This is a genomic window from Gynuella sunshinyii YC6258 (assembly GCF_000940805.1).
Classification (GTDB): Bacteria; Pseudomonadota; Gammaproteobacteria; order Pseudomonadales; family Natronospirillaceae; genus Gynuella; species Gynuella sunshinyii.
The window spans coordinates 4,363,412-4,385,893 of sequence record NZ_CP007142.1 but is presented as its reverse complement, the minus strand read 5'-3'; the positions used below and the strand labels follow the sequence as shown (position 1 = coordinate 4,385,893).

At 48.6% G+C, this 22,482-nt stretch carries 17 protein-coding genes and 1 tRNA gene; 11 read left to right on the top strand and 7 right to left on the bottom strand.

Features of this window, described 5'->3' with window-relative positions; genetic code table 11:
* Window positions 1-276 precede the first annotated feature (276 nt).
* Window positions 277-363, bottom strand: a tRNA-Leu gene (locus YC6258_RS18190).
* A gap of 230 nt (window positions 364-593) precedes the next feature.
* On the opposite strand from YC6258_RS18190, the gene queA reads away from it, so the two are divergent.
* The 5 genes from queA to secF all read left to right on the top strand — a co-directional run bounded on the left by queA (window position 594) and on the right by secF (window position 6,031).
* Entirely contained in the window at window positions 594-1,643 is a 1,050-nt protein-coding gene (queA, locus tag YC6258_RS18185) for a tRNA preQ1(34) S-adenosylmethionine ribosyltransferase-isomerase QueA (protein ID WP_044620182.1), read from the top strand.
* Between the two features lie 17 nt (window positions 1,644-1,660).
* On the top strand, window positions 1,661-2,776 hold the full coding sequence (gene tgt / locus YC6258_RS18180; RefSeq protein ID WP_044620181.1) for a tRNA guanosine(34) transglycosylase Tgt: 1,116 nt from the start codon (window positions 1,661-1,663) through the stop codon (window positions 2,774-2,776).
* 46 nt (window positions 2,777-2,822) lie between these two features.
* Window positions 2,823-3,173, top strand: coding sequence for a preprotein translocase subunit YajC (yajC, locus tag YC6258_RS18175; protein ID WP_044618189.1), 351 nt, complete (start codon window positions 2,823-2,825; stop codon window positions 3,171-3,173).
* Between the two features lie 63 nt (window positions 3,174-3,236).
* Window positions 3,237-5,108 (top strand): protein translocase subunit SecD, encoded by a 1,872-nt coding sequence (secD, locus tag YC6258_RS18170; RefSeq protein ID WP_044618188.1) that lies wholly within the window; start codon window positions 3,237-3,239, stop codon window positions 5,106-5,108.
* Entirely contained in the window at window positions 5,096-6,031 is a 936-nt protein-coding gene (gene secF / locus YC6258_RS18165; RefSeq protein WP_044618187.1) for a protein translocase subunit SecF, read from the top strand. Before secD ends, secF begins: the two co-directional genes overlap by 13 nt.
* A gap of 323 nt (window positions 6,032-6,354) precedes the next feature.
* Here secF and YC6258_RS18160 read toward each other — a convergent pair whose 3' ends face one another.
* Window positions 6,355-7,446, bottom strand: a complete 1,092-nt coding sequence (locus YC6258_RS18160) for a patatin-like phospholipase domain-containing protein (RefSeq protein WP_044618186.1) — start codon at window positions 7,444-7,446, stop codon at window positions 6,355-6,357.
* 36 nt (window positions 7,447-7,482) lie between these two features.
* Window positions 7,483-8,241, bottom strand: coding sequence for an inositol monophosphatase family protein (locus YC6258_RS18155; protein ID WP_044618185.1), 759 nt, complete (start codon window positions 8,239-8,241; stop codon window positions 7,483-7,485).
* A gap of 139 nt (window positions 8,242-8,380) precedes the next feature.
* On the opposite strand from YC6258_RS18155, the gene YC6258_RS18150 reads away from it, so the two are divergent.
* Genes YC6258_RS18150 through YC6258_RS18140 form a run of 3 tightly spaced genes read left to right on the top strand, consistent with a single transcriptional unit; the run spans window position 8,381 to window position 10,602 of the window.
* Complete coding sequence (locus tag YC6258_RS18150) at window positions 8,381-9,139, top strand: RNA methyltransferase (RefSeq protein ID WP_044618184.1); 759 nt, start codon at window positions 8,381-8,383, stop codon at window positions 9,137-9,139.
* Between the two features lie 9 nt (window positions 9,140-9,148).
* Window positions 9,149-9,982: a serine O-acetyltransferase gene (cysE, locus tag YC6258_RS18145; protein WP_044618183.1), complete on the top strand. Its 834-nt coding sequence runs from the start codon at window positions 9,149-9,151 to the stop codon at window positions 9,980-9,982.
* Window positions 9,983-10,005: 23 nt separating this feature from the next.
* A complete protein-coding gene (locus YC6258_RS18140) occupies window positions 10,006-10,602 on the top strand; it encodes a hypothetical protein (RefSeq protein WP_044618182.1) in 597 nt (198 codons plus the stop codon).
* 253 nt (window positions 10,603-10,855) lie between these two features.
* On the opposite strand, the gene YC6258_RS18135 is transcribed toward YC6258_RS18140, so the two are convergent.
* From YC6258_RS18135 to YC6258_RS18125, 3 genes are all read right to left on the bottom strand, one after another.
* Window positions 10,856-11,626: a UDP-2,3-diacylglucosamine diphosphatase gene (locus tag YC6258_RS18135; protein ID WP_044618181.1), complete on the bottom strand. Its 771-nt coding sequence runs from the start codon at window positions 11,624-11,626 to the stop codon at window positions 10,856-10,858.
* 213 nt (window positions 11,627-11,839) lie between these two features.
* A complete protein-coding gene (locus YC6258_RS18130) occupies window positions 11,840-14,473 on the bottom strand; it encodes an ExeM/NucH family extracellular endonuclease (RefSeq protein ID WP_082070789.1) in 2,634 nt (877 codons plus the stop codon).
* Window positions 14,474-14,748: 275 nt separating this feature from the next.
* Window positions 14,749-17,409, bottom strand: a complete 2,661-nt coding sequence (locus tag YC6258_RS18125; RefSeq protein WP_044618180.1) for a glycoside hydrolase family 9 protein — start codon at window positions 17,407-17,409, stop codon at window positions 14,749-14,751.
* A gap of 693 nt (window positions 17,410-18,102) precedes the next feature.
* Here YC6258_RS18125 and YC6258_RS18120 point away from each other — a divergent pair.
* Window positions 18,103-18,567: a helix-turn-helix domain-containing protein gene (locus tag YC6258_RS18120; RefSeq protein WP_044618179.1), complete on the top strand. Its 465-nt coding sequence runs from the start codon at window positions 18,103-18,105 to the stop codon at window positions 18,565-18,567.
* A 12-nt stretch (window positions 18,568-18,579) separates the two neighbouring features.
* Entirely contained in the window at window positions 18,580-18,753 is a 174-nt protein-coding gene (locus YC6258_RS31405; RefSeq protein ID WP_144407808.1) for a transposase, read from the top strand.
* 441 nt (window positions 18,754-19,194) lie between these two features.
* On the opposite strand, the gene YC6258_RS30340 is transcribed toward YC6258_RS31405, so the two are convergent.
* Window positions 19,195-19,368, bottom strand: a complete 174-nt coding sequence (locus tag YC6258_RS30340) for a hypothetical protein (RefSeq protein ID WP_169748992.1) — start codon at window positions 19,366-19,368, stop codon at window positions 19,195-19,197.
* A gap of 85 nt (window positions 19,369-19,453) precedes the next feature.
* Between YC6258_RS30340 and YC6258_RS18115 the strand changes: the two genes are divergently transcribed.
* Window positions 19,454-21,580 carry a glycoside hydrolase family 98 domain-containing protein gene (locus YC6258_RS18115; RefSeq protein WP_082070788.1) on the top strand — a complete coding sequence of 709 codons (2,127 nt, stop codon included), beginning with the start codon at window positions 19,454-19,456 and terminating at the stop codon, window positions 21,578-21,580.
* Window positions 21,581-22,482 lie beyond the last annotated feature (902 nt).

Genomic DNA, 22,482 nt, shown 5'->3' with positions numbered 1-22,482 from the left:
ATAGTTTTGATGCAGGCAAGGAGGCACCAATCGCAACACTACAGTTTATTGAGTAAATGAGGATTTGAGACAGGAGCTGACAACCTCCTGCGAGAAAACAGGTCATTTTTAGAGGTTCTTTAGCAGTGCATGGAAAGCATTTGAGCAGGATCTATGCATACTAAGCTCCAGAGTACTTAACAGAAACGGTAAGCCGAAATCCTTTTGCAATTTCTCAATGTGAACACAAAATCCGGACACAAAAAAACCTGCATAAAGCAGGTTCTTCTGAATGAATGGTACCAGAGGCCGGACTCGAACCGGCACAGTGTCGCCACCGGTGGATTTTGAATCCACTGCGTCTACCAATTTCGCCACTCTGGCACAGCGGTTGCGCATTCTACGAAAAAATCCTTTTATGTCAATGACTTCCTGTAAATTTATTCCTGGTCTTCAGATTTTACAGGCAGCCGACTGTGCGTTTTGCGGGTTCTATGAGGTTGATTGATCAGTTTCTGACATTTGCGGATGGGCACTCAGGCTGCATTGCGCTAAAATCCGCGCCCCTTTGATTGCTTGGCATCGTTATTTGTAAATTCATGAGTGCTTCACTTCTGTCCGTTAAGGATTTTGATTTTGATTTGCCCGACCATTTGATTGCCCGGTATCCACTGTCTGAGCGCAGCGCCAGCCGGTTATTGACGCTGGAAGGGGAGACCGGTGCGCTAGCTCACCGACGTTTCACCGATATTGTGTCGTTATTGAATGCCAATGATCTGCTGGTGTTTAACAATACCCGTGTTATTCCTGCTCGGCTTTATGGCCAGAAAAGTTCCGGTGGGAAGGTGGAAATGCTGTTTGAACGGCTGTTGACCCAGACTCGTTGCCTGGCCCATGTTCGTTCCAGTCGCGCCCCAAAAGCCGGACAGCATTTGATTTTTGATGGTGGCATAGAGGTGGAAGTGACAGGTCGACAGCATAACCTGTTTGAGCTGGAACTGCTTAACGGTGCTCAGCACTGGTTTGAAGCCCTGGAGGGTAACGGTCGTATGCCTCTTCCTCCCTATATGGAGCGCGAGGACGACGAATCAGATAAAAGCCGTTATCAGACGGTTTATGCCGAGAAAAAAGGTGCCGTTGCCGCGCCGACAGCAGGTCTGCATTTCGATGAAGCATTATTGCAGGCGATTGCGGACAAAGGTGTCCGGATCGCTTTTGTGACCTTGCACGTTGGTGCAGGTACGTTTATGCCGGTCAAGGTTGATAAGGTTGAGGATCATGTCATGCATTCCGAATGGTATGACATTCCGGAAGACACCGTTGCCGCCATTCAGCAGACCCGTGAACGCGGCGGCCGGGTCGTTGCCGTAGGAACAACGTCGGTGCGTTCCCTGGAGTCCGCAGCTCGTGGACAGGATGGTTGGATTTGTCGTGGTGACACTTCGATCTTTATTTATCCGGGTTATCAGTTCCAGGTGGTCGATGCGATGGTGACCAATTTTCATTTGCCTCAATCCACGCTGATCATGCTGGTCAGTGCGTTTGCGGGGCGGGAGGCGGTGATGCAGGCGTATCACGAAGCCATTGCCCAGGAATATCGTTTTTTCAGTTATGGTGATGCCATGTTTATTACTCGAAACCAGTCCGTTGCGGAGAAAGACTGATGAGTCGCGAATGTTTTATGAAGTTTGAAGTCAAGGCCACGGTTGGAAAGGCGCGCCGAGCGACGTTGCATTTTCCGCGCGGCAAGGTTGAAACCCCTGCATTCATGCCGGTGGGAACTTACGGTACGGTCAAAGGCATGCTGCCCAAGGATATAGAGGAAATCGGTGCGCATATTATCCTCGGCAACACGTTCCATCTGATGCTGCGTCCCGGTACTGAAGTGATCCGGGAGCATGGGGATCTGCACGATTTTAACGGCTGGCAGCGACCAATCCTGACCGATTCCGGTGGTTTTCAGGTGTTCAGTCTTGGAGAGATGCGCAAAATTACGGAGCAGGGAGTAACGTTTCAGTCGCCCGTTAATGGTGCCCGGGTGGAACTGTCTCCTGAGATTTCGATGCAGGTGCAACGGGATCTTGGTTCTGACATCGTGATGATTTTTGATGAATGCACGCCATATCCGGCCACAGAAAAAGAGGCCAGGGAATCGATGGAGATGTCTTTGCGCTGGGCCAAACGTTCCAAAGAGGCTCATGCTGACAACCCTGCCGCATTGTTTGGCATTATTCAGGGCGGTATGTATGAAAATCTGCGCATGCAGTCCATGAATGGATTGACTGAGATTGATTTCGATGGCTATGCCATCGGTGGTCTTTCCGTTGGTGAGCCGAAGGAAGAGATGTTCAAGGTGCTGGATTATCTGCCTGACCGTATGCCGGCGGATAAACCCCGCTATCTGATGGGTGTCGGAACACCGGAGGATCTGGTGGAGGGAGTGCGCCGTGGCGTTGATATGTTTGATTGTGTCATGCCCACCCGTAATGCCCGAAACGGACATTTGTTCACCAGTGAAGGTGTTGTGAAGATCAGAAATTCAAAACACCGTCACGATACCTCATCTTTGGACCCGGAATGTGACTGTTACACTTGTAAAAACTTTAGTCGGGCCTATTTACACCACCTCGACAAGTGTAAAGAGATGCTGGGCGCACAATTGAACACGATTCATAACCTGCGTTATTACCAGACCCTTATGGCTGGTTTGCGTGGGGCTATTGAAGAAGGTAACCTCTCGGCCTTTGTTGACCAGTTTTACCAGAAGCGTGGAGCAAACACTCCACCGTTGGCATAACCCAAAAAAAATTGTTTAGAAGATAAAAAACCTGGAGTAAACACTAATGAAAAAGCTACTTGCTGTGATCATGGCCCTGGTACCGTCACTGGCTCTGGCCGCTGACCCAGCTGCTCAAGCGCCTGCCTGGTCACCTTTGATCATGTTGGGTGTATTTGTGGTCATTTTTTACCTGATGGTCTGGCGCCCTCAGTCAAAACGCAATAAAGAGCACAAAGATTTAATTACCAACCTGAGCAAGGGCGATGAGGTGGTTACCACCGGTGGCATATGTGGCAAGATTACTAAAGTGACTGATGATTTCATCGTAGTGGAAGTGTCTGAAAAAGTTGAGATGAAATTCCAGAAATCCTCAATTCATGCAACCCTTCCAAAGGGAACGCTGAAGGCTATTTAAAGAGAATCCTAACCAAAGGCGCCAGCAGGCGCTTTTTTTGTTAATCGAGTACGGATAAATTTAATGAACCGCTATCCTATCTGGAAATATCTGGTGGTACTGGTGATTACTGCATTGGGTGTGATTTACAGTTTGCCCAATCTGTATGCGCCCGATCCCGCCATTCAAATCACCCCCACCGACACCCGCCTTAATGCCAGTGTTGAGATGGAAGAACAAGTCCTGGCAGCGTTGGATAAAGCCGGCATTGAGCACTTTGGTGAACAACTGACCGAAAAAAACGTGACTGTACGCTTGAAAGATGGTGACAAACAGCTTCAGGCCAAAGCCGCCGTGCAGGTTGCTTTGGGTGATAACTATGTGGTTGCGCTGAATAAAGAAGACAACACTCCAAAATGGCTGACGGCCATTGGTGCCAGTCCTATGACCCTTGGTCTGGACCTGAGCGGCGGGGTTCACTTCCTGTTGCAGGTGGACATGGATGAATTCCTGAACAAGAAAATGTTCGATAATGAGGCGGATTTGAAGCGTCAGTTGCGGGAGCAAAAGATCCGGTTCCGGTCAGTTGATCGAATTCCCAATGAATGGGCTCTGAGGGTGACCTTCCGTGATCAGGAGGCAATGGATACCGGCAAGAGTTTTATCCGTACTAATTTTGGTGATTTTACGCGCGAGGATATGAGTTCTGATCTGGCGCTTAAGTTGTCTCTTTCCGAAACCAAGATCAAAGAGCTTGAGGACTACGCCATCAGTCAGAACCTGACGACCCTGAAAAACCGGGTGAACGAATTAGGCGTGGCTGAGCCCCAGGTGCTGCGCCAGGGGCGCGAAAGGATCGTGGTTGAGTTGCCAGGTATTCAAGACCCGGCACGGGCGAAGAAGCTGTTGGGTAAATCCGCCAATCTGGAATTCCGCCTGGAAGCTCAGACGAATGACGGGGGAGCGGAGGTGTTTTATTTCCGTGACCAGAAGCCGGGTCAATCGAGTGCCAGTCTGGAAAGCAGTATGATCGTTTCGGGTGACAATGTTACCAATGCTCGTGTTTCCTATGATCAGCAAGGCTTGCCGCAAGTGAACGTCGAACTTGATAGCAAAGGCGGTTCGCGGATGGGTCAGACTACCAAGAATTCTGTTGGTCGCAGAATGGCGGTACTGTTTATCGAACAGAAAACAGAAACGAGCTATAAACTCGTTAATGGTGAACAACAACCGGTTTATAACACTGTCGAAGAGAAGAGCATTATCAGTCTTGCCACGATTCGTGGGGTATTCTCCAACAGCTTCGTTATTACCGGTCTCGACAGTCCGGCTGAAGCCACAGAGCTGGCTTTGCTGCTCCGTGCCGGAGCGCTGGCTGCACCCATGAAGATTATTAACGAACGAACCATTGGTGCCAGCCTTGGGGCTGATAACATCAGTCTCGGTTTTGTTTCTGTCGTGGTTGGTTTTGTAGCTGTAATGATCATCATGATTGCGGTGTACCGGGCTTTTGGCCTGTTTGCCAACATCGCGTTGTTCGTTAACCTGTTATTGATTATTGCATTGTTGTCCATGCTGGGTGCTACGCTGACTCTGCCCGGCATTGCCGGTATCGTTCTGAACGTGGGGATGGCGGTCGATGCCAACGTGTTGATCTTCAGTCGTATCCGTGAAGAGATGAAAAATGGTTTACCGCCTCAATCTGCTATCAATGCCGGTTATGACCGCGCTTTTGTGACCATTCTGGATGCCAACCTGACTACCTTGATTGTGGCGGTCATTCTGTATGCAGTAGGTACTGGTCCGGTGAAAGGGTTCGCGGTGACTCTGTCGATCGGTATTGTCACGTCCATGTTTACCGCAATTATGCTGACCCGGGCCTTGTCCAATTTGATTCTGGGTGGCAAGGAACTGAAATCTCTACCCATTTGGGAGGTCTGGAAATGGCAGAAGTAAAACGTATCCCGTTTATGCGCTATCGCAAGATAGCGGCCGCATTCTCTATAACACTGGTGTTGCTCAGTCTGACATCGATTGCCTTTCAGGGGCTGAACTTTGGTTTGGATTTTACCGGAGGTAGTGAAGTTCAGGTGGAATATGCCAAATCAGTGGATATTGCCAGTGTGCGCTCGCAGTTGCAGGCAGCTGGTTACGATAATGTCATGGTGCAGAACTTTGGTTCCGACCGCGATATTCTGATGCGGTTACAGAATACCGAGAGCGCTACGATTGGTGATGATATTCTGGCTGTACTGCAAAAAGATGGTTCAGATGTCAAATTAAGTCGCAGCGAGTTTGTCGGTCCATCGGTTGGCGAGGAACTGCGTGAAAAAGGCGGTCTCGCCATGGTGCTGGCGCTGATTATTGTGATGATCTATATCGCCTTTCGTTTCCAGATCAAATTCTCAGTGGGGGCGGTGGCCGCATTGGTCCACGATGTGATCATTACGGTCGGTTTTTTCAGTGTTACCCGGTTTGAGGTGGATCTGACGGTATTGGCAGCAGTGTTGGCTGTGATTGGTTACTCGTTGAACGATACCATTGTTGTGTCTGACCGGATTCGTGAAAACTTTCGTCTGATACGCAGTGATGATGTCGATTATATTATTGATGTTTCTCTGACCCAGACTCTGGACCGGACATTAATGACCTCATTCACCACCATGGTTGTGTTGCTGGCATTGTTGCTGGTGGGTGGTGAGCTCAATTTTGGCTTCTCCGTTGCGTTGTTGGTTGGTATTTTCATTGGTACATATTCATCTGTTTATGTGGCCGCAAATGTGAAGATGGCACTGAATCTGACTAAAGAAGATCTCATGCCCCCGGAAAAACCGAAAGAGGATGGGGTTGAGGAAATTCCATCCTGGCTTAAGGATTAACCACACAAACCATCCCTGAAACGGCAATGTAAATTGCCGTTTTTTTTGCCTGTCGGTTATTACCATTCCCGCTGTTCTGCTTACGATCCTTAACTAAAAACCGCTGGCAGGTGATTGCTCAAGTCTTATACATTGCCATGATAATTAATATGAGTAATCACGGCTCAGACCACGGATACATGGTCTGTAAGATGACTTGAACGGTGGATTCGGAGGTCGCAGGATGTACGAGAGTTTTATTCTGATGTGCTGTGCAGTGGTACTGGGATGTATCTGGTATTTACTGATCACAGATCCCAAGCGCAAAGAACAGCGACGTTGAGTCAGCGTTTAAGTGATCGCAGCCTGCTCGGGATCAGCTCTTTCATTTCAACGATCAGCCTGTCTGAATTCAGCAGTTCGTGCAGATCATCAGCCAGTCGCTGTCCCTGTTTGATGGCATCTTTCCAGTACTGTTCCCGAACGTTGTCGGGTATCTTTTTGAAATCGCCCCTGTCTGGAATTTTTCCATATGGTAAGTGCTGGATAAATTCCGGGGTCGGTGCCAGTAGTACGACATCCTGATAGTTTCGGGCATTGACGCCACGCCAGCGCAGAGACTTGTCAAACCAGCCTGGCTTCAATAACGGAGCAAAATGCGGATAAAGGATAATGCCATTTTCCACGCTGAAGGGGAGATCAAAGTGATAATCAACCAGTCCGCCGTCCCGGTAAGTACCACTTGGGGCGCCGCTGATATCCTGAACACCTTCCAGGACAACAGGGATAGACCCTGAAGCCAATAGTGCAGTCTTGAGATTCTGCTGACTCAGGCTGCTTAAGCGACCCGGTACGCCGTTTAGTGTTCGGTAAGGTGAGTCACTCATGTGTTGCGAGAACACTACTCGTTCAAAAAAACGATTAAGCATTTTTCTGGAAACAGCGTTGGCGACAGCGCTGCCCATAAACCCGGCCAGTTGTTTGGGTTTATATTCTTGTTCCAGCCAGCCATGGCAGCGTGTGGTCACAATGTTCAAATGCCGATTGGTATTTTTCAGCACGAAATTGATTTCACTGTCAGGTAGAAACTCATCCAGCATGGTTTGCGCATTTGCGGAAACCACTGCTCCTGAGGCCTTTCGCGGGTAGCGTTGATGCAGATAACCCTGTTCCAGTCGTTGTATTGCGGATTGGGGATCACTTTCGGCATAGCAGGCCATTCTCCAGGCACCGATTGATGATCCCACCAATTGAATGGATTGATCGGCCTGACTCAGGAACTCAGAATTGAGATATTGATCGAGCCGCGATAAAACAAACCATTTGGGTCCACCAGAAGCTCCGAGAATTATTTTGACATCCTGAGCCTGAAGACCGTGTTCCTTCAAATGTTTGAATGCACGTTTACCGGCGAGTATCTGCAGTGATCGAGCCATAGGGTTTAACGCCTGACAATGAAATAAATACCGGCCTTACAGGGCCTGTAGCAGTACCTTGAACAGTTTGGGGTTGGCGGCAACGATTTCGGCGCTGTTGGCAAACAGTGGTTTGCCTTTACGGTCCCCGGCAATCGCTCCTGACTCCTGCAGTAATAACGCAGCAACCGACATATCGTGTTCACTCATACCATTTACCACGCAGGCATCAGTAAAGCCGCTGCAGAAATAACTGAGAGTTAACAGGCCGGAGCCAATAATCCGCTGGTTGATGTTGTGAGTGCCACAGCAGGCAACCCAGGATGGGTCAGTGTCAAAGCCATGCACACCAGAGCTGATACCATCCAGACGACGGACACTGGTGACACGAACGCGCTGTTCGTTGCGGGTCATGCCCCGGCCGCGTACACAACCAAACTCTTCGTCATTGAAAATATTAATGATGGCAACCTGCTCGAACTTGTCTCTGAAGGCGTGGGCGACACAGATCGCCGCGGCAGGGTAGCCGGTTTGAAAATTCAGATCCCCATCCAACAGGTTCACATACCATTTATGGTTGTGTTCCGGGTTTTTGGCAGGGTGCTCGCCAAGCTGTTTGAAAATGATGTTGTGAGTGGGATGGGCCGCCCAAAGACTTTTGACAACTCTGGCGGCAGCACCTTCCATTGCGTCAGTAAAAATTTTCTCCAGACTGTATCCTTCATCCAGCAGCGCAGGCGTCTGCTGATAGGTGTATTTCATTTTTTCGGCGGCAGCACGGGCTGCACGCATCGCGATGGTTAAAGTCGGTTGCATGGTAAGGTACTTTGGTTGTTAAACAGCTACTAATGGAAGTGGCGGCGGAGTTTACATAAAAGCGGGTTGAAATAGTAGGGGTGTATTCGATTGAGCGGTCCAGGCACAATAGGCCCGCTTATCGTTTTTAGGGGGAACCATGTTGCACGCTTTAGCTCATATTCGAATCGTTCTGGTTGAAACCTCTCTGAGTGCTAATATCGGGTCTGCCTGCAGAGCCATGAAAACCATGGGATTGAACGATTTGGTATTAGCCAATCCGCAGTGTGACGTGGTTTCTGATGTTTCCATGGCGCGCGCTTCCGGGGCTGATGATTTGTTACAGCAGTGTCGTACCGCTCCCAATCTGGCCGAAGCGGTCAGTGACTGCGCTCTGGTACTGGGAGCCAGTGCCCGCAGCCGTAGTTTTCCATGGCCGTTACTGAATCCACGTCAGGCCGCCCAGAAAGCGCTTGCGGCGGCATCTCAGCAACAGACCGTGGCTTTGGTTTTTGGCCGTGAGCGCAGCGGGTTGACCAATGATGAGCTGGCTCAGTGTCATGCTCATCTGCACATACCGGCCAACCCTGACTATAGCTCTCTGAATGTAGCATCAGCTGTACAGGTGCTGAGTTATGAACTGCGCATGGCGTGTCTGGCCGGTGAGGTTGACTATCAGTGGTCTGCCGTCAGGGAAGAACCTCCTGCCAGTCACACCCAGATGGAAGGTTTCTTCAGTCATCTTGAGCAGGCGCTGGTTGATATCGAATACCTTGATCCCAATAATCCCAAGCTTCTGATGAATCGCTTGCGCAGGTTGTACCTGCGGGCGGAACCGGATACAACGGAAGTGAATATTTTGCGTGGAATCTTGAAGCAGACTATCAAAGCGGCCTCCGGGAAGCTCAAGCCAAAATAAGGAACCATTATGTTTTCCAGACTCAAAGAAGATGTAAGCAGCGTCTTTCATCGTGATCCAGCTGCCAGGAATTTTTTCGAGGTCATAACCACTTATCCAGGCCTGCATGCAGTTCTGTTTCATCGGCTGAGTCACAAACTCTGGTGTTGGGATTTCAAGTGGCTGGCGCGAATGCTTTCCACGTTTGCCCGTTGGCTTACCGGTATTGAAATTCATCCTGGTGCGAAAATCGGTCGCCGCTTTTTTATTGATCATGGCATGGGTGTGGTTATTGGTGGCACTGCGGAAATTGGTGATGATGTCACCATTTACCAGGGGGTAACTCTTGGTGGTACCAGCCTGGAGCCCGGAAAGCGCCATCCGACTCTGGAAAACAATGTGATTGTTGGTGCCGGAGCCAAAATTCTGGGGCCTTTCACTGTTGGCGAAGGTGCCCGCATCGGCTCCAACGCGGTGGTGACCAAACCCGTTCCTGCCGGTGCTACAGTTGTGGGTGTTCCAGGCCGGATTATCAAAGCACCAACGCCATTACCCGAGCAGGAGCAGGCCGACGCCAAGCGCGCTCAGATTGCCAAAGCTCTTGGGTTTGATGCCTATGGAGTTTCCGAAATGCCGGACCCGATTGCTCATGCGATTAAGGCGATGCTGGATCACATGCATGCTCAGGATGCCCGCCTTGATAACATGTGCAGCACGCTTGGTAAGCTTGATAAAAACTTCGAAAAAATTGATATGCCCGAGTTGAAAGGTGAAGACTTTGAAATTGTTGAAATAGCTGATAGTGACAATCCCGATAAGCCGGAGGATGCTGTATCCTCCACCGAAGCAGAAAAAACCTCTTAGAACAATAACACCAAGGATATGCTATGACCCATATGATCCGTATCTGTCTGTTGCTGACAGCCGTATTAACGCTGGCTGGATGTGCCGGTTTACCAGGCAAAACCCCTACTGGAGATGCAAGACTGCTGGTGCCGCTGCAAATTGACGACGAAGTGGGCGGTGCCCAGAACATCAATTACTTGTTATTTATGCGCGACAGTAATGGAGATGAGTTTACGGTAGATCTTTATCCTTATGCTTCCAAGCCGTGGATAGAAGTCAAACAGCTGAACGCCGGTACATATACCATTACCGACTGGGCAATGCGTGAAACACCCAGCTCGCCAAAGTATTTCCACTTTTCCAAGAGTAAGCATGTGTTCGATATGCAGGTGACCCTGCAGGAAGGAAAAGCCATCATATTCAATCAGGTATTGGTGCTACATCGTTATCGTGAAGATGGTATTGAAAAAACTGATCCCAGTTGGACTGATCTGACCTCTACACAGATTGAGCCGATCATTGAGCAATACTCAAGTCGTCAGAAGTCTCTCCCTCTGGCGGAACCGGCGGTGACGGGTGAATACCATGAACGCCCTGAATCTGAAAAAGAAAAGCGCAGTATCACTATCAATTTTTAATCACTCTCCCTGACTTCCAGATTGACGTATCTGGAAGTCAGTCTCCGATTACCTGAGGCTTTTCTGCAAAACGCCTTAATGACTATTTGGGCGACTCAGTTGCCATACCTGGCTGATTTTTGTGTTTGCTGATGATCGCTCTGTCTCTCGATTGGTAGTTTGCTTTGGACGCTGAATTGAGTGGTTATCCAGGGGGACAGAGCGTTTGTCGGACCCGAAAGCTCAGGTCCGAAATGTTCTCTTTGGCACTATGTTATGCGGTTGCTGGTTGCAGGTGATGTGCTGTTTTGATGCTCCAATCCATCAGCTGCAGCTTTCCATCGGTGGTTTCCACCAGCGCTGAGCAGCTTTCCAGCCAGTCGCCATCATTGGCGTAGATCAACCCATTGATCCGATCCAGTTTGGGTTGATGAATATGACCGCAGACCACACCATCAACGCCTTGTTCTTTCCCATATGCAATCACTTTCTGTTCAAATTCGGTGATGTATGAACGTACTTTCTTGCTACGGATTTTCAGCGCACCTGAAAGTGACCAGTAGGGTCTGTTGAGTCTGGCTCTGATGCGATTAAGGTGACGGTTAACCGTGATGATGGACTCATAAAGGAAGTCGGCAAAATGGAATAACCAGCGCGCGCAGGTGATCTCCTCATCGAATCGATCACCGTGCAGTAACAGCAGTTTCTGACCGTTCGCGGTTTGATGAATATATTCTTCATGAATGGAGATGTGGCCGATTCCCAGACCGTTGAAATCACGAAAGAAAGGGTCGTGATTTCCCGGAATGTAAATGACTTCAGTGCCTGCACGGGCTTTGTCGAAGATTTTCTTCAATACATCCTGGTGGGCTTTGGGCCAGTGTCCCTTTTTGCTCATTTTCCACAGATCGACAATATCGCCGAGCAGGAATAGTTTTTCGGATTCAGTCGAATCGAGAAAGTCGGCCAGTAAACCTGCCTGGGTATTTTTGTTTCCGAGGTGAGTATCAGAGATCCAGATGGTCCGGAAGTATTGTTTTGACATGATCAGGCCCTATGGTCATGGGTTTCTCCCATTCTCGATAAGGGCAATGAAAATAGTGTGTCAGACTGGTTAAAGAAAAATGACACTGGTCATCATTTGTGATCACTGGAGAGGGTTGGGCATCGCTAGCCCCAGGGAAAGGACGGGATGGCTGTTTGTGTTTGCCATCCCGAAGATTAAATTCCTTAATCAACACCGTTCAAATGACGGTTATCAGCGGCGGGAATGGTTGCTTTTGTTGTGTCCCAAGTGAGCATTGCTGAGCGTTAGAACGTCCTCACTGCTGGCACCGTCGTTATCGGTCGCGGTCAATATTATCTGACCGACACGATTACGTTTGAGCACTGACTCCGGAACAAAGGCGAACCAGCTGTCAAATTCATCCCAGTTAACAAAGTTCCAGTGATTTTTCACCACCCGACCATCCGGATCAAAGCTGTCCGCAATAAAGATATGCCAGTTCCAGATCCGGAAATGGCTGATCAGTGCGATCGGTGGCTCATTGGCTGGTGTTAACGACATACTGATGATGACTGGATCGTGATCCGAAGAACGATAGGGGTCAGCGTTGTAGAGCGTTTCTGCCTGGCCGTCATATTTGTACTCGGTGTTGTAGTCCAGCACAGCGGGTTCATCAGTATTGATGTGCCAGTCAGTCACAAGCAGGGTGGCATCGAGTGCCGCCTGATTGCCCAGAGCATGATCGAGGGATCCGGACTGACCATCGAATACATAAGAGTAGTCTCCCGGCAATCCCTTGGCTTTTTTGAGATTGTTGAAGCCGGCGCTTTCCAGGGTACGGATCGGATCTTCCATGGCATAGGAGTTTAGGTCACCAATGATCAGCGTGATGGGGGTATCGATGCCGGTTGGGGTGTCCTGTAACCATTGTGCCAGGGCTTCGGCTGCCATGGTTCGGGTCAGGTTGCAATTACCCTGGCCGTCGCCGAGGTCCGGGTCGCCAAGGTCAACACAGTCGCTGCCTTTGGACTTCAGATGATTGACCGAGACCGTAAGCTGTTGACCGGTTGCTACATGTTCAAAGCTGACCGCCAGTGCTGTCCGGTTTTTACCGTCGTTAAACAACGGTTCACCAGTATCCGGATCCAGCGCGGAGTTGCTGGAATCCAGTTTGGCACTTGATAGCAACTGCACGCTGGCCGGGCGATAAATCATGCCAACGGCTATTTCGTCAGAGCCAAGACTGCTGAGGCCAGGATCGACATAGGTATAAGCCTTATCGGCAGGCAGTTCAGCGTTCAATGTATCGACCAGGGTGGCGATGGCACTGTATTCATCGTAACCATCGTTTTCAATTTCCATCAGGCCGACGATATCACTGTCCAGGGCCACCAGAGCAGGCACCAGTTTATCGAGCTGACGCTGAAACTCTTCTGCATTATCAGCACCGCGGGAAGTGGGGAAGCCGCCACCCTGACCATCACCGTTGAAAAAGTTCAGTACGTTAAAGCTGGCAACTTTAAGGTTGGCCATAGGATCAGTTTGCGGTGCCAGGGTTCTCTGATTGGTTGGGTCAAATGTGACCTCGCCAACCGGCTCAAGCAGATATTCACCGAAGCTATAGTAAATGACACCGGTAATGCCGGGCACACTGTCGCCGATTCTGACCGTGTTCAATGCTGACAGTCCGGGCACCGGATAAATGACCGGCACCGGGTTCTGGTTGGAGAAACCATCGTCCAGTTTGATGACGTTCAGAGCATTGTCGGCGATGACAGCGAGAGCATCCTCGCCTGGCAGGGCAATTTCGGTACCCTGATAACGACGTCCCTGTGATAGCAACATCTGGCCGTAACGTCCAAGTTGATAGACTTCGTTAACGGTCAGGGTTTGTGGAAATTCCACCAGCATGCCTTCGACCGCTTCCAGCTGATCGGTCGAGCTGAGGGGCAGGTTGATAATGGTTGTGGCCGGCAGTGGCTGATCGTTGGCCAACACCTCGACAGTACTGACATCGGTCAGCTCTGTGAGATCAAAATACTCGGTTACTTTGGCAGTGACTTTTACCTGATCGCCCACCTGAACAGGTTGTGACGAATATACGAAAATACCTTCAGAGGTACTGGCGTCGCCATCCTGATCGGCATCTTCTTCCTGAATAAAGAAACCGTTGAATGAATGTTCATCCTGGTAAACGGCGATGACCACCGCAGTGACGATGACCTGTTCATCGATCATCGGAGAACTGCTACCGCTTCCCTGGATGTCGGAAATCAGCGCTTCTGTTGCCGTACCACCGTTACCATCATTACCAGAACCGTCTCCGAGGCCATCAAAGGTATCCTGGGGATAAGCATCCCATTGCAGGGAGGGATCAAACTCATCGTCAGGATTGGTGTCACCACTGGTGATATCGGCGTGTCGGCGTAATGTGGCATTAGCGGTTGATACGCCGTTTGCGCTCCACTGGCTGCCAGGGTCATAACCATATTGACCAAATGAATCGACGACGGTCTCACCTTGTTTCAGGATCAAAGTATCGTCGCCATTAAAATTGATGACGGAACTGCTGATCTGATTAGCCACCGTCAGGATGTCATTGCTGGCACTGCCATGAGCCAGTACGTAAACACCTCCAGCGGCCAGTGAACCCGTCAGATTTACCGAAGCTGTCAGGCTGGTTTTGCCATTGCTGTAAAGCTCCAGGTTGTATTGGCTTAGGTTGATCTCCTCAGTACCGGTATTCTGCAGCTCAATTGCTTTGTTATAGCTCGATCCTTCGATGTATTCACTGATGATCAGGTCAGCCTGAGATCCGGCTGTAAGCATGCTGATTGCCAGCACCAGAGCCGTTTTTTTTAGTGTCTTGTTTATCGGGCTACTCATGGGATTATCCTTTAATGTTCGCCATATGCAGGTTACAGCTTGCACCACTCAGATTTCGTTATGATGAAAATCTTTTGGAAATCTCCAGTCAGTGTATTGGTTCAATCGGATGATGACTATATGGTCAAATAACCAGTGCTTTTATCGTTGGGCTGTGAGTGGTAATGGTTATCAACGAGCTAAACGTGATGTAGTGATGGGTTGGGGAGCGTTGCTGAGCAAACGAAAAATCTTAACCCGATGGAGCAGCGGCATCCTTGCCGCTTGGGGGGGGGTTATTGGCAGCTCGGAGCGCTATAGCTGCCGGTGAACCCGGCCTGGAAACCAAACTCTACACTAGCCCCTGGAGCCAGTGTGCCATTCCAGCCAGCATTGCTGACAACGATCGGGGATTTGGTTGTGTCAAATGAGGCTGACCAGGTGTTGCTGATGGTATGTCCGGCAGGAAGCAGCAGGTTGACCTGCCAACTGTTTAACGTGGTACTTCCCTGGTTAGTCACTTTGACGGACGCAGTATAACCATTACTCCAGGTATTGGTGGATACAGAGCAGCTGAGATCCCCGGTTGTCACGGGTGGCGTAACGTTGATAGTGGTCATGGCGGCAACAGAATCGGCTTTGCCGTCATTCACAATCAGCTCGACAAAGTAAGCCCCCACATTGGTAAAGGTATAGCTTAATTGTGACGAGATCCCGACCAGCTGGTTATTAACCAGCCAGTGATAAGTGAGTGGATCACCATCATTATCATAGGATTCGCTGCCGTCAAACTGAACCGTCAATGGTGCCGGGCCGGTTTTGGTGGAAGCTGAAAGCTTTGCAACAGGCAGTGTATTACTTTGGTCACCTGTTATTTCGATAAACGTGATGACTCCGACTTTGCCGCCATTGCCATCGCTGATTTCGCCTATTGAGCCAAAGCGGCCTGCTTGGGTGTAAAGGTGATCAACGACCATTCCTTCACCACTGGTGCCATCTCCAAAGTCCCAGGTTGCGGTCAATTCATCTCCATCGGCGTCAGTAGAGGCACTGGCATCAAAGGTGACCCGTAAAGGCGCGGTTCCCGTGGTGGGAGTAACGGTTACATTCGCGACCGGGACATGATTCAAAGCGGTGTCCTGGCGTGCATACTCGTCATAGAACGCCAGTACCCAGAATAATGCGCTGTTCCAATTGATGGTAATTTCATTCGTGGACCAGGCCCCAATGTCATCGACATAACAGGTCTGTGGTGTGGATTGACAGCCATTTAAAGCTGCTTGTGAGACTTCGTCCTCAAGACCTGAGTTCGGCCCGCCTGCCAATGCACCCGGAGGAGCCCAGGGGTAGTTATTATTAAGAGCACCAGCCCAGAAACGATGGTGTGGCTGTTTGGTGGCATTTTGTCCGTAACCGGTTACGTAAGATTTTGAAAGGGCATTACGACCAAACAGATAATCCAACCCCCGGCCTACTGCATTGAGGTAGTCCTGGTTATCCGTGAACTCATAGGCCAGACCCAGCAGTATCATAAAATTACCGATGACGCTGTTGGAGCCCCAATAAAAACTGTCAACATTGAGGGGGATTTGGTAACCCTCTCCCTGGCTGATAAGCAGAAGGTCATTTGCGCGTGCAATGATGCTCTGTTGTGCCTGCGCTCGAAGTCCGGAGTTAGAGTAACTGGTAACAGTCGCCAGAGACATTACCCCGGCTGCCTGGGTGCCTTGCCAACCCCATTCGGGGGCGGCCAGATTGGTATTGATGTCAGCCAGATATTTGGATTGACCGGTTGTAATATATAACTCAGAGGCAGCCCAGCTGAACTCATCGGCCACATTCAGATCATCATATCCACCACCACCATTGTTATAGTCATTGCCATAAATCATATTGGGGTGTGCCTTGGCAGCATTCCAGGCTTTCTCGGCAACGCTCAGACAGCGATTTGCAAAGGCCGGATCAAAGCGATCCCAAATCCGTGCGCACTGAGCACCGACTGCAGCAACATTCAACGTTGCTGCCGTTGAGGGTGGAACCAGGAATCGGGTATTGGGATCTTCGTGCGGTGCCAGCGGCAGTCCGGTCCAGGCTTCATCATGCATTTTATGATGCACCATTCCCGCCAGTTCCTTGCCATCCGGAACCTGCATTGCCAGCAGGAACTCCAATTGCCAGCGAGCTTCATCAAGAATATCCGGGACATTGTTACCACTTTCCGGAATATTCAGCATGTCATCAGCAAATGGAGTTATCCGGTTTGCACTGCCGGGAGCAGGGAAGTCAGTATTGTCCCCCCAATATCTGGAACGTTCATAGGCGTTCAGTAGTTTCCATGCGGAAATGCCACCGTTGACCACATACTTGCCATGGTCACCGGCGTCATACCAGCCTTTGGTAACATTCAGACTATAGTCACAGGTACCTGGCCAGCAGGCGACATTGTTATCGCCTTTATTGGGGCTGACATTGAGATGTCCGGCCGGACGTGCCCATTTGCTGTCAGAGGCATAACTGCCATGACCGCCGCCGGTATATTGAGTCTCAATCTCGATACCGCTGCGATTGTGATAAAAATAGCGGATCGAATCGAACGTGGCTGCCATAAATGTATCTGCATTGATTTCAAATGGATAGCTGCTGTCATTGCCTATTCGCAACTTAAACTCATCACCGGTAGTGGTGACAGAAGAAAAGTCTATCTGGTGTACATATTCGCCGGAGGCTTCATCATTGCCGAAAGGAACGGTGGTACCGGATTTAACTAATTGATTGCCCTGCCACAACTGCCAGTTCAGTGGTGAACTGGAGTGGTTGGCATAGGTCGCCACTTTCGGGCCATTGGGAATATAACCCAGTTGATTGACTCTGGGGTTTCCAAGCTCAGCAAAGGCAGGTATGGATACAGCGGCCAGTAAAATGGGTATACCAATTGAGCTGGTAAAGGTCTTAATCATTGCTGTGGGCTCCAAGTATTGTTGTTTTTACAGACATACTCCTGACGACATCAGGCTGCGACCTTGAAGTCGAAAATTTAAGTACATACGTAAATTTGGTAGCGAATTTGTCTTGTTTCAGAAAATTCAGCGAAAAAATGTTAGTGGATTTACCGGTTTGACCGTCTCCTCCTTTATGGGGATTTTTCAGGTTTTTCAGGTAAATAAGAGTACGGATAGACAGGTCTAAAAAATAACCATTGGTGACTTATATGCCTGGAGTTGCTAGCCGGTGAATGGCTGTTCATACCGTCATCCTTACATGGTAAAAAAATGGCAACTGAGGTTATTTAGTGCGTGCGTGAGGTTCTGACTTTAATGACAGGGAATAACCAGGAAAAATGTAGTTAGCGTGACACATTGAGTCTTGCACTGACTTACACATGGCAAAAAAAATTGCTTCTTACTATTAATCCGGCAATTAAATAGATCGTCATGATCTATTTAATTGTTGCCCCGAGAAATCTGGCGGTGTTGCCCGAAACACCGAATCGACGGACCGCTTGATTTCTCGGGGCTCGCATTGGCTATAGCCAATGGTGTGGTCCGACATCTCGGTGCATCCCTGCATCACACTGTTAACCCGACATATATACTTGCCGGGGATTAATAATAGGGCAGAAATAATCAGTACCCTATGATGTATTTCTCCTTATGAAAAAAGATGCCAGACAATACAGAACAGAAGAACAGCACCTTGTCCGACAAATTGCCGTTCGTAGAGTATTGTCTGATGACGAATCACCATCAGATGTCAGTCGAAGTTTGGGACTCGGCGCTAAAACCATTTTTTCCTGGCTCAAGATAGCGAGAGAGAAAGGAGTGGAAGCCTTGGCTCCTAAAACACGTTCAGGACGACATAGGAAGTTATCTGAGCCAGAGAGTCCGAGGTCCAACGATGGATTGTCGGGCTGTGGACACGCCAGCATTCGCTCGGATGATCCTCTGCAGAGAATCCGGGAGAAAAGGCAAGCCACTGGTGGTTCGCACCAGTGGACAAAGGCAATCACCGCCATGTTGGCCCTGTTCAACCAGATGGGTTTTTGGTCTCACTTGTACACAGGTAAAATCACGGCGGATAAATGCATCGAGTGTTTTAAAGAGTCCCAGAGAAGCTGACGAAAGCCAGACATTCTCATCGTAGATGGGCACCCAGTACACAAACTCAAAAAAGTAATGAGGTATATCGAGTCTCAAGAGGGATGGTTGGAGATCGTTTTTCTACCGCCTGATGCACCCGGATGCATTGGTTTGGAATCATATAAGACAAATTGGAACCAGTCAGAAACCGCTGAAGAAAAATGAATCCCTGTTTAATTGAGCCTATTGTGACCTTGAGAGTATGTAAGAGAAATAGAACACTCGTGAAATCATTTTTTCAGGAGAGTTCGGTATTCTTTGTTGCCGCCTAGGTAGGTAATAACTCTGATCCAACTTATCAGAGAGTTATTTTTCATTGCGGAAATATGCAAACCAACGCAAATTTTTCTGCCATGAACAGTGTTAGCATATGTTTTATCAGTTTCAATAACCTGAAAATTTTCTTAAAAAACACTGGTAGATCATCTTTGTCAGTATGAAAAATACCAAAAATCTCTTTTTAGGCATTTGAAAATTAATCATGTACATAACATGAAATCTACTAAATCAGCATTAACTGAATAGATGTGGACATCCAATGAGATTATTTTTTTTAAACCTAACTCTTACCTTATGTTTATTGTCAGTTACCGGGTGTAATGATTTTCAGGTAGACATCCCGAACGACAATACCTCCACAGACAGTAATAGTGCCAATAATGATTCTTCAGACAGTTCATCGAATGACAATTCTTCCGGTGACAACTCGTCAGACGGTTCATCCAACGACAACTCTTCAGACGGTTCATCCAACGACAACTCGTCAGACAGTTCATCCAACGACAATACTTCCGATGGATCCTCTTCCGGTGATAGCTCTTCAGGAAACTCTCAGGGTGATAACACTTCTACAGACACATCGTCCATGCGACGTCCATTATCACCAGAGCACCCCATGTTCATGGTGCACATTGATACGTGGAACACTGCTGATCCACAAAAAGTTATTGACCTAATACCTGAAGACATTCGTCCATATACTGTCTTTATCCTCTCCATGTCCATTTATCATAAGAGTGCAACCAACGGTCAATGTAACTGGGAACTGGTGGAATACGGTATTGAAACTGCCAAGTCATGGCTGAGAACAGCCGCTGAAAATGGCGTCTGGGCGATGATCCAACCTTCAAGCGGGGGTTTTAGTCACCTTCCGGATTATGGTCTGGATGAGGACCTGGAAAACACCATCTATGGAGAATTCTTCCGTGACTATCCAAACTTCCTGGGGTTCAACTATGCCGAACAATTCTGGGGATTTAATGATGATTGTTCTCCAAGCTTTCAGGATCGTTGGAATCACTGGGCAAACCTGCTGAAACTGACGCATAAATATGGTGGCTATCTGGCGGTAAGCTTTACCGGTGGATTCTGGGGCGCCGCACTCAATCCGGTAGCAATGGTCAAATCCAACGAGCACCTCGCAGCCGCTACCAGAGCTTATACGGAAAATTTCATTATTCAGGAAAAACAAACCAGCAGTTATGGTTTTCATGATATCGAAAGCGTCAGTCTGGGTATGTATCTTTCAGGTTACGCCGGACATTATGGTATCCGTCCGGACAGTAGCGGCTGGAACAACAATGGTCAGGCTTATCCACCAGCTGCAGGGGCCGCGCCACTATTGGAACACCTGATGTTGACTGGGGAAACAGTAATTGATGGTCCTGAGTTGATCTGGCAGCAAAGTATTCGCAGTCTTTATGATGGAACAACATCTGATGGTTACCGCACCCGACGGTGGGACTTGTTCCCACAATTCAAAAACATCCACCTGGATATTTACCGTCGGATGCTGGATGGCACTATCCGTATTCCAGACCGTCAGGAGGTTGTCGAACGCACCAAAGTTGTCATTGTTAATGATACATATTCAGGTGATGACAGAAATAAGTACTCGTCTCCCGGAACGCTGTTTTCAGGTCTTTATCTGATGGATGATGATGGGACCAATCTGGATCAGCTCAGCTGGTTTAAGAAAACCGGGCGTTACCCGGCGATACCGACCGTCTGGCAGTTGTCCGATGATGTTGCCAAATCATTTCAGGTACAAGTCAATAGGTCTGATTATGCCCGTCGCTGGCCAAACATTGCTGACAAAGTTAATGAATTCAACAATCTGTTCCCTCAGGAGTCCACAGGTGACCTTTATGTTGGCCGTAACGAAAATGCCTGGGTAACGTACAACCCTTACAGAAACGGCCAAAGCGCCAGTGCGCATATTCCCTTTCAATACAATACCTGTAATGCCATGGATCTGACGTACACCCAGTGGTCAGCAGCCGTCATCAAAGAATATGCGGATAAAATCACATTTTATCTGACTAACTATACTCCCGATGACTCCACGCTAAAGACGGATGTTATCCGGATATCCGGTGGCACTTCACAATCGACCTATTCATTTACAGATACCGGAGACCACCCATCCAGCAGCCTCACAAGTGACTGGTCAAATAATACCCTTACCCTGAACGTGGCGCATAACGGCCCACTCGAAATTACTGTCAACTGCACCGGCACAGCCTCTAACCGCCGCACAGATTATACCCAAGCCTCCGTATCACCTCCGGCGGCACCAATGGCATACACAGGCCCTCGTCAATATGAAGGTGAACATTTTGATTACAAAAATATTGCCGGGATTCATGCGAATGCCGTTCATGACAGCATTCGTAATTATCAGGGAATGGGGTACGTGAATTTTGGCAAAGGCAATACCGCCAGCGTCAGGGATTACGTTAAGGCTCCAACCAGTGGCAACTATATGCTGAACATCCGTTACTATACTGACAGCTCTACTGACTCGGTGACGTTATATATCAATGGAGTGCCGGCAGCCACACCAACTTTTAACCAGACCTCGTCTAACAATTGGGCAACCAACGAACAGCTCATCTACCTCAATGAAGGAAGCAATGAAATTGAGTTCAGAGCAAACGGTTACCGATCAAGTGACCTGTTTATCGATAATATTGTGCTAAATCAGTATTAACAGGTCATACGTTGTAACCGTCAGGAACATACATGCAATATTTTTCTGACGGTTCGATTTTCAAATAAAAAATACCAGATTGATTTCTCACCAATTTCGCACATTAATACCCTGGTATCAGGTCGTTATTTCAACACTTGTGGTATTTTTTTTTGGACAAAAGCGCTTATCACAATCCATACCTGTTGATCAAAGTAATTGCTATCAGTTAGCGACATCATGAAGGGAACAGGGCTATATTGCCAAACTACTACGCACCCTCAAAACCCATTGGCGACGATCCGTCGTACCACTATCAGGAAATAAAAAGATACTCACCGTAATATCTCGACATCATACCGCTCATGCCCAGGTGTTTGAGCTTTATCGGGGTAACAACGTCCCGTGCTTTGAATCACCTCAGTGTTACTCAGGCACTGTAAGCCAGAGATCATGAGGTAAGGGCGCGGAGCAACAGGCTGGCTCCATATTGAAAACTAAAAGAAAAAACTAAATAGGACATTCATAAGTTTGAATTCCTGGAGATAAACAGATCAACTGGTCAATGGTCGCTGCCGTAATATTAGCCGGTACTGCCGTAAGAGCGACGGGGGAGGGCTTGCAGCTGGTGTCGTTGTAGAAATTGGACTGACGGGAACAGAAGCTGCGGCAGTAAGAATAAAAAGGACATCTATAAACTGAATTTTTGAATCTCGCACTGACTTACACATGGCAAAAAATTTGCTTTTTAACAGAAGTCGCGCATGGCCGGAATAAATCCATGACTTGAATCATGGTAAATATAATTAAAGACTGAGTCGAGGTGAAGCCGCCCAATAGAATGAATAACCCTCTACAATAAGCAGACGATGGTTATCATGATCTGGTTGAGACTGGAAAACTGGCAAAAAAATCAAGGGCTT

Excerpts from the sequence above, each read along its gene's own strand:
- cysE (WP_044618183.1), top strand. The coding sequence starts at position 9,149 with ATGTTTTCCAGACTCAAAGAAGATGTAAGCAGCGTCTTTCATCGTGAT.
- YC6258_RS18155 (WP_044618185.1), bottom strand. The coding sequence starts at position 8,241 with ATGCAACCGACTTTAACCATCGCGATGCGTGCAGCCCGTGCTGCCGCC.
- YC6258_RS18115 (WP_082070788.1), top strand. The coding sequence starts at position 19,454 with ATGCGACGTCCATTATCACCAGAGCACCCCATGTTCATGGTGCACATT.
- YC6258_RS18120 (WP_044618179.1), top strand. The coding sequence starts at position 18,103 with ATGAAAAAAGATGCCAGACAATACAGAACAGAAGAACAGCACCTTGTC.
- YC6258_RS18150 (WP_044618184.1), top strand. The coding sequence starts at position 8,381 with ATGTTGCACGCTTTAGCTCATATTCGAATCGTTCTGGTTGAAACCTCT.
- secF (WP_044618187.1), top strand. The coding sequence starts at position 5,096 with ATGGCAGAAGTAAAACGTATCCCGTTTATGCGCTATCGCAAGATAGCG.
- tgt (WP_044620181.1), top strand. The coding sequence starts at position 1,661 with ATGAAGTTTGAAGTCAAGGCCACGGTTGGAAAGGCGCGCCGAGCGACG.
- YC6258_RS18160 (WP_044618186.1), bottom strand. The coding sequence starts at position 7,446 with ATGGCTCGATCACTGCAGATACTCGCCGGTAAACGTGCATTCAAACAT.
- YC6258_RS18135 (WP_044618181.1), bottom strand. The coding sequence starts at position 11,626 with ATGTCAAAACAATACTTCCGGACCATCTGGATCTCTGATACTCACCTC.
- YC6258_RS18130 (WP_082070789.1), bottom strand. The coding sequence starts at position 14,473 with ATGAGTAGCCCGATAAACAAGACACTAAAAAAAACGGCTCTGGTGCTG.
- yajC (WP_044618189.1), top strand. The coding sequence starts at position 2,823 with ATGAAAAAGCTACTTGCTGTGATCATGGCCCTGGTACCGTCACTGGCT.
- YC6258_RS18140 (WP_044618182.1), top strand. The coding sequence starts at position 10,006 with ATGACCCATATGATCCGTATCTGTCTGTTGCTGACAGCCGTATTAACG.
- secD (WP_044618188.1), top strand. The coding sequence starts at position 3,237 with ATGAACCGCTATCCTATCTGGAAATATCTGGTGGTACTGGTGATTACT.
- YC6258_RS18125 (WP_044618180.1), bottom strand. The coding sequence starts at position 17,409 with ATGATTAAGACCTTTACCAGCTCAATTGGTATACCCATTTTACTGGCC.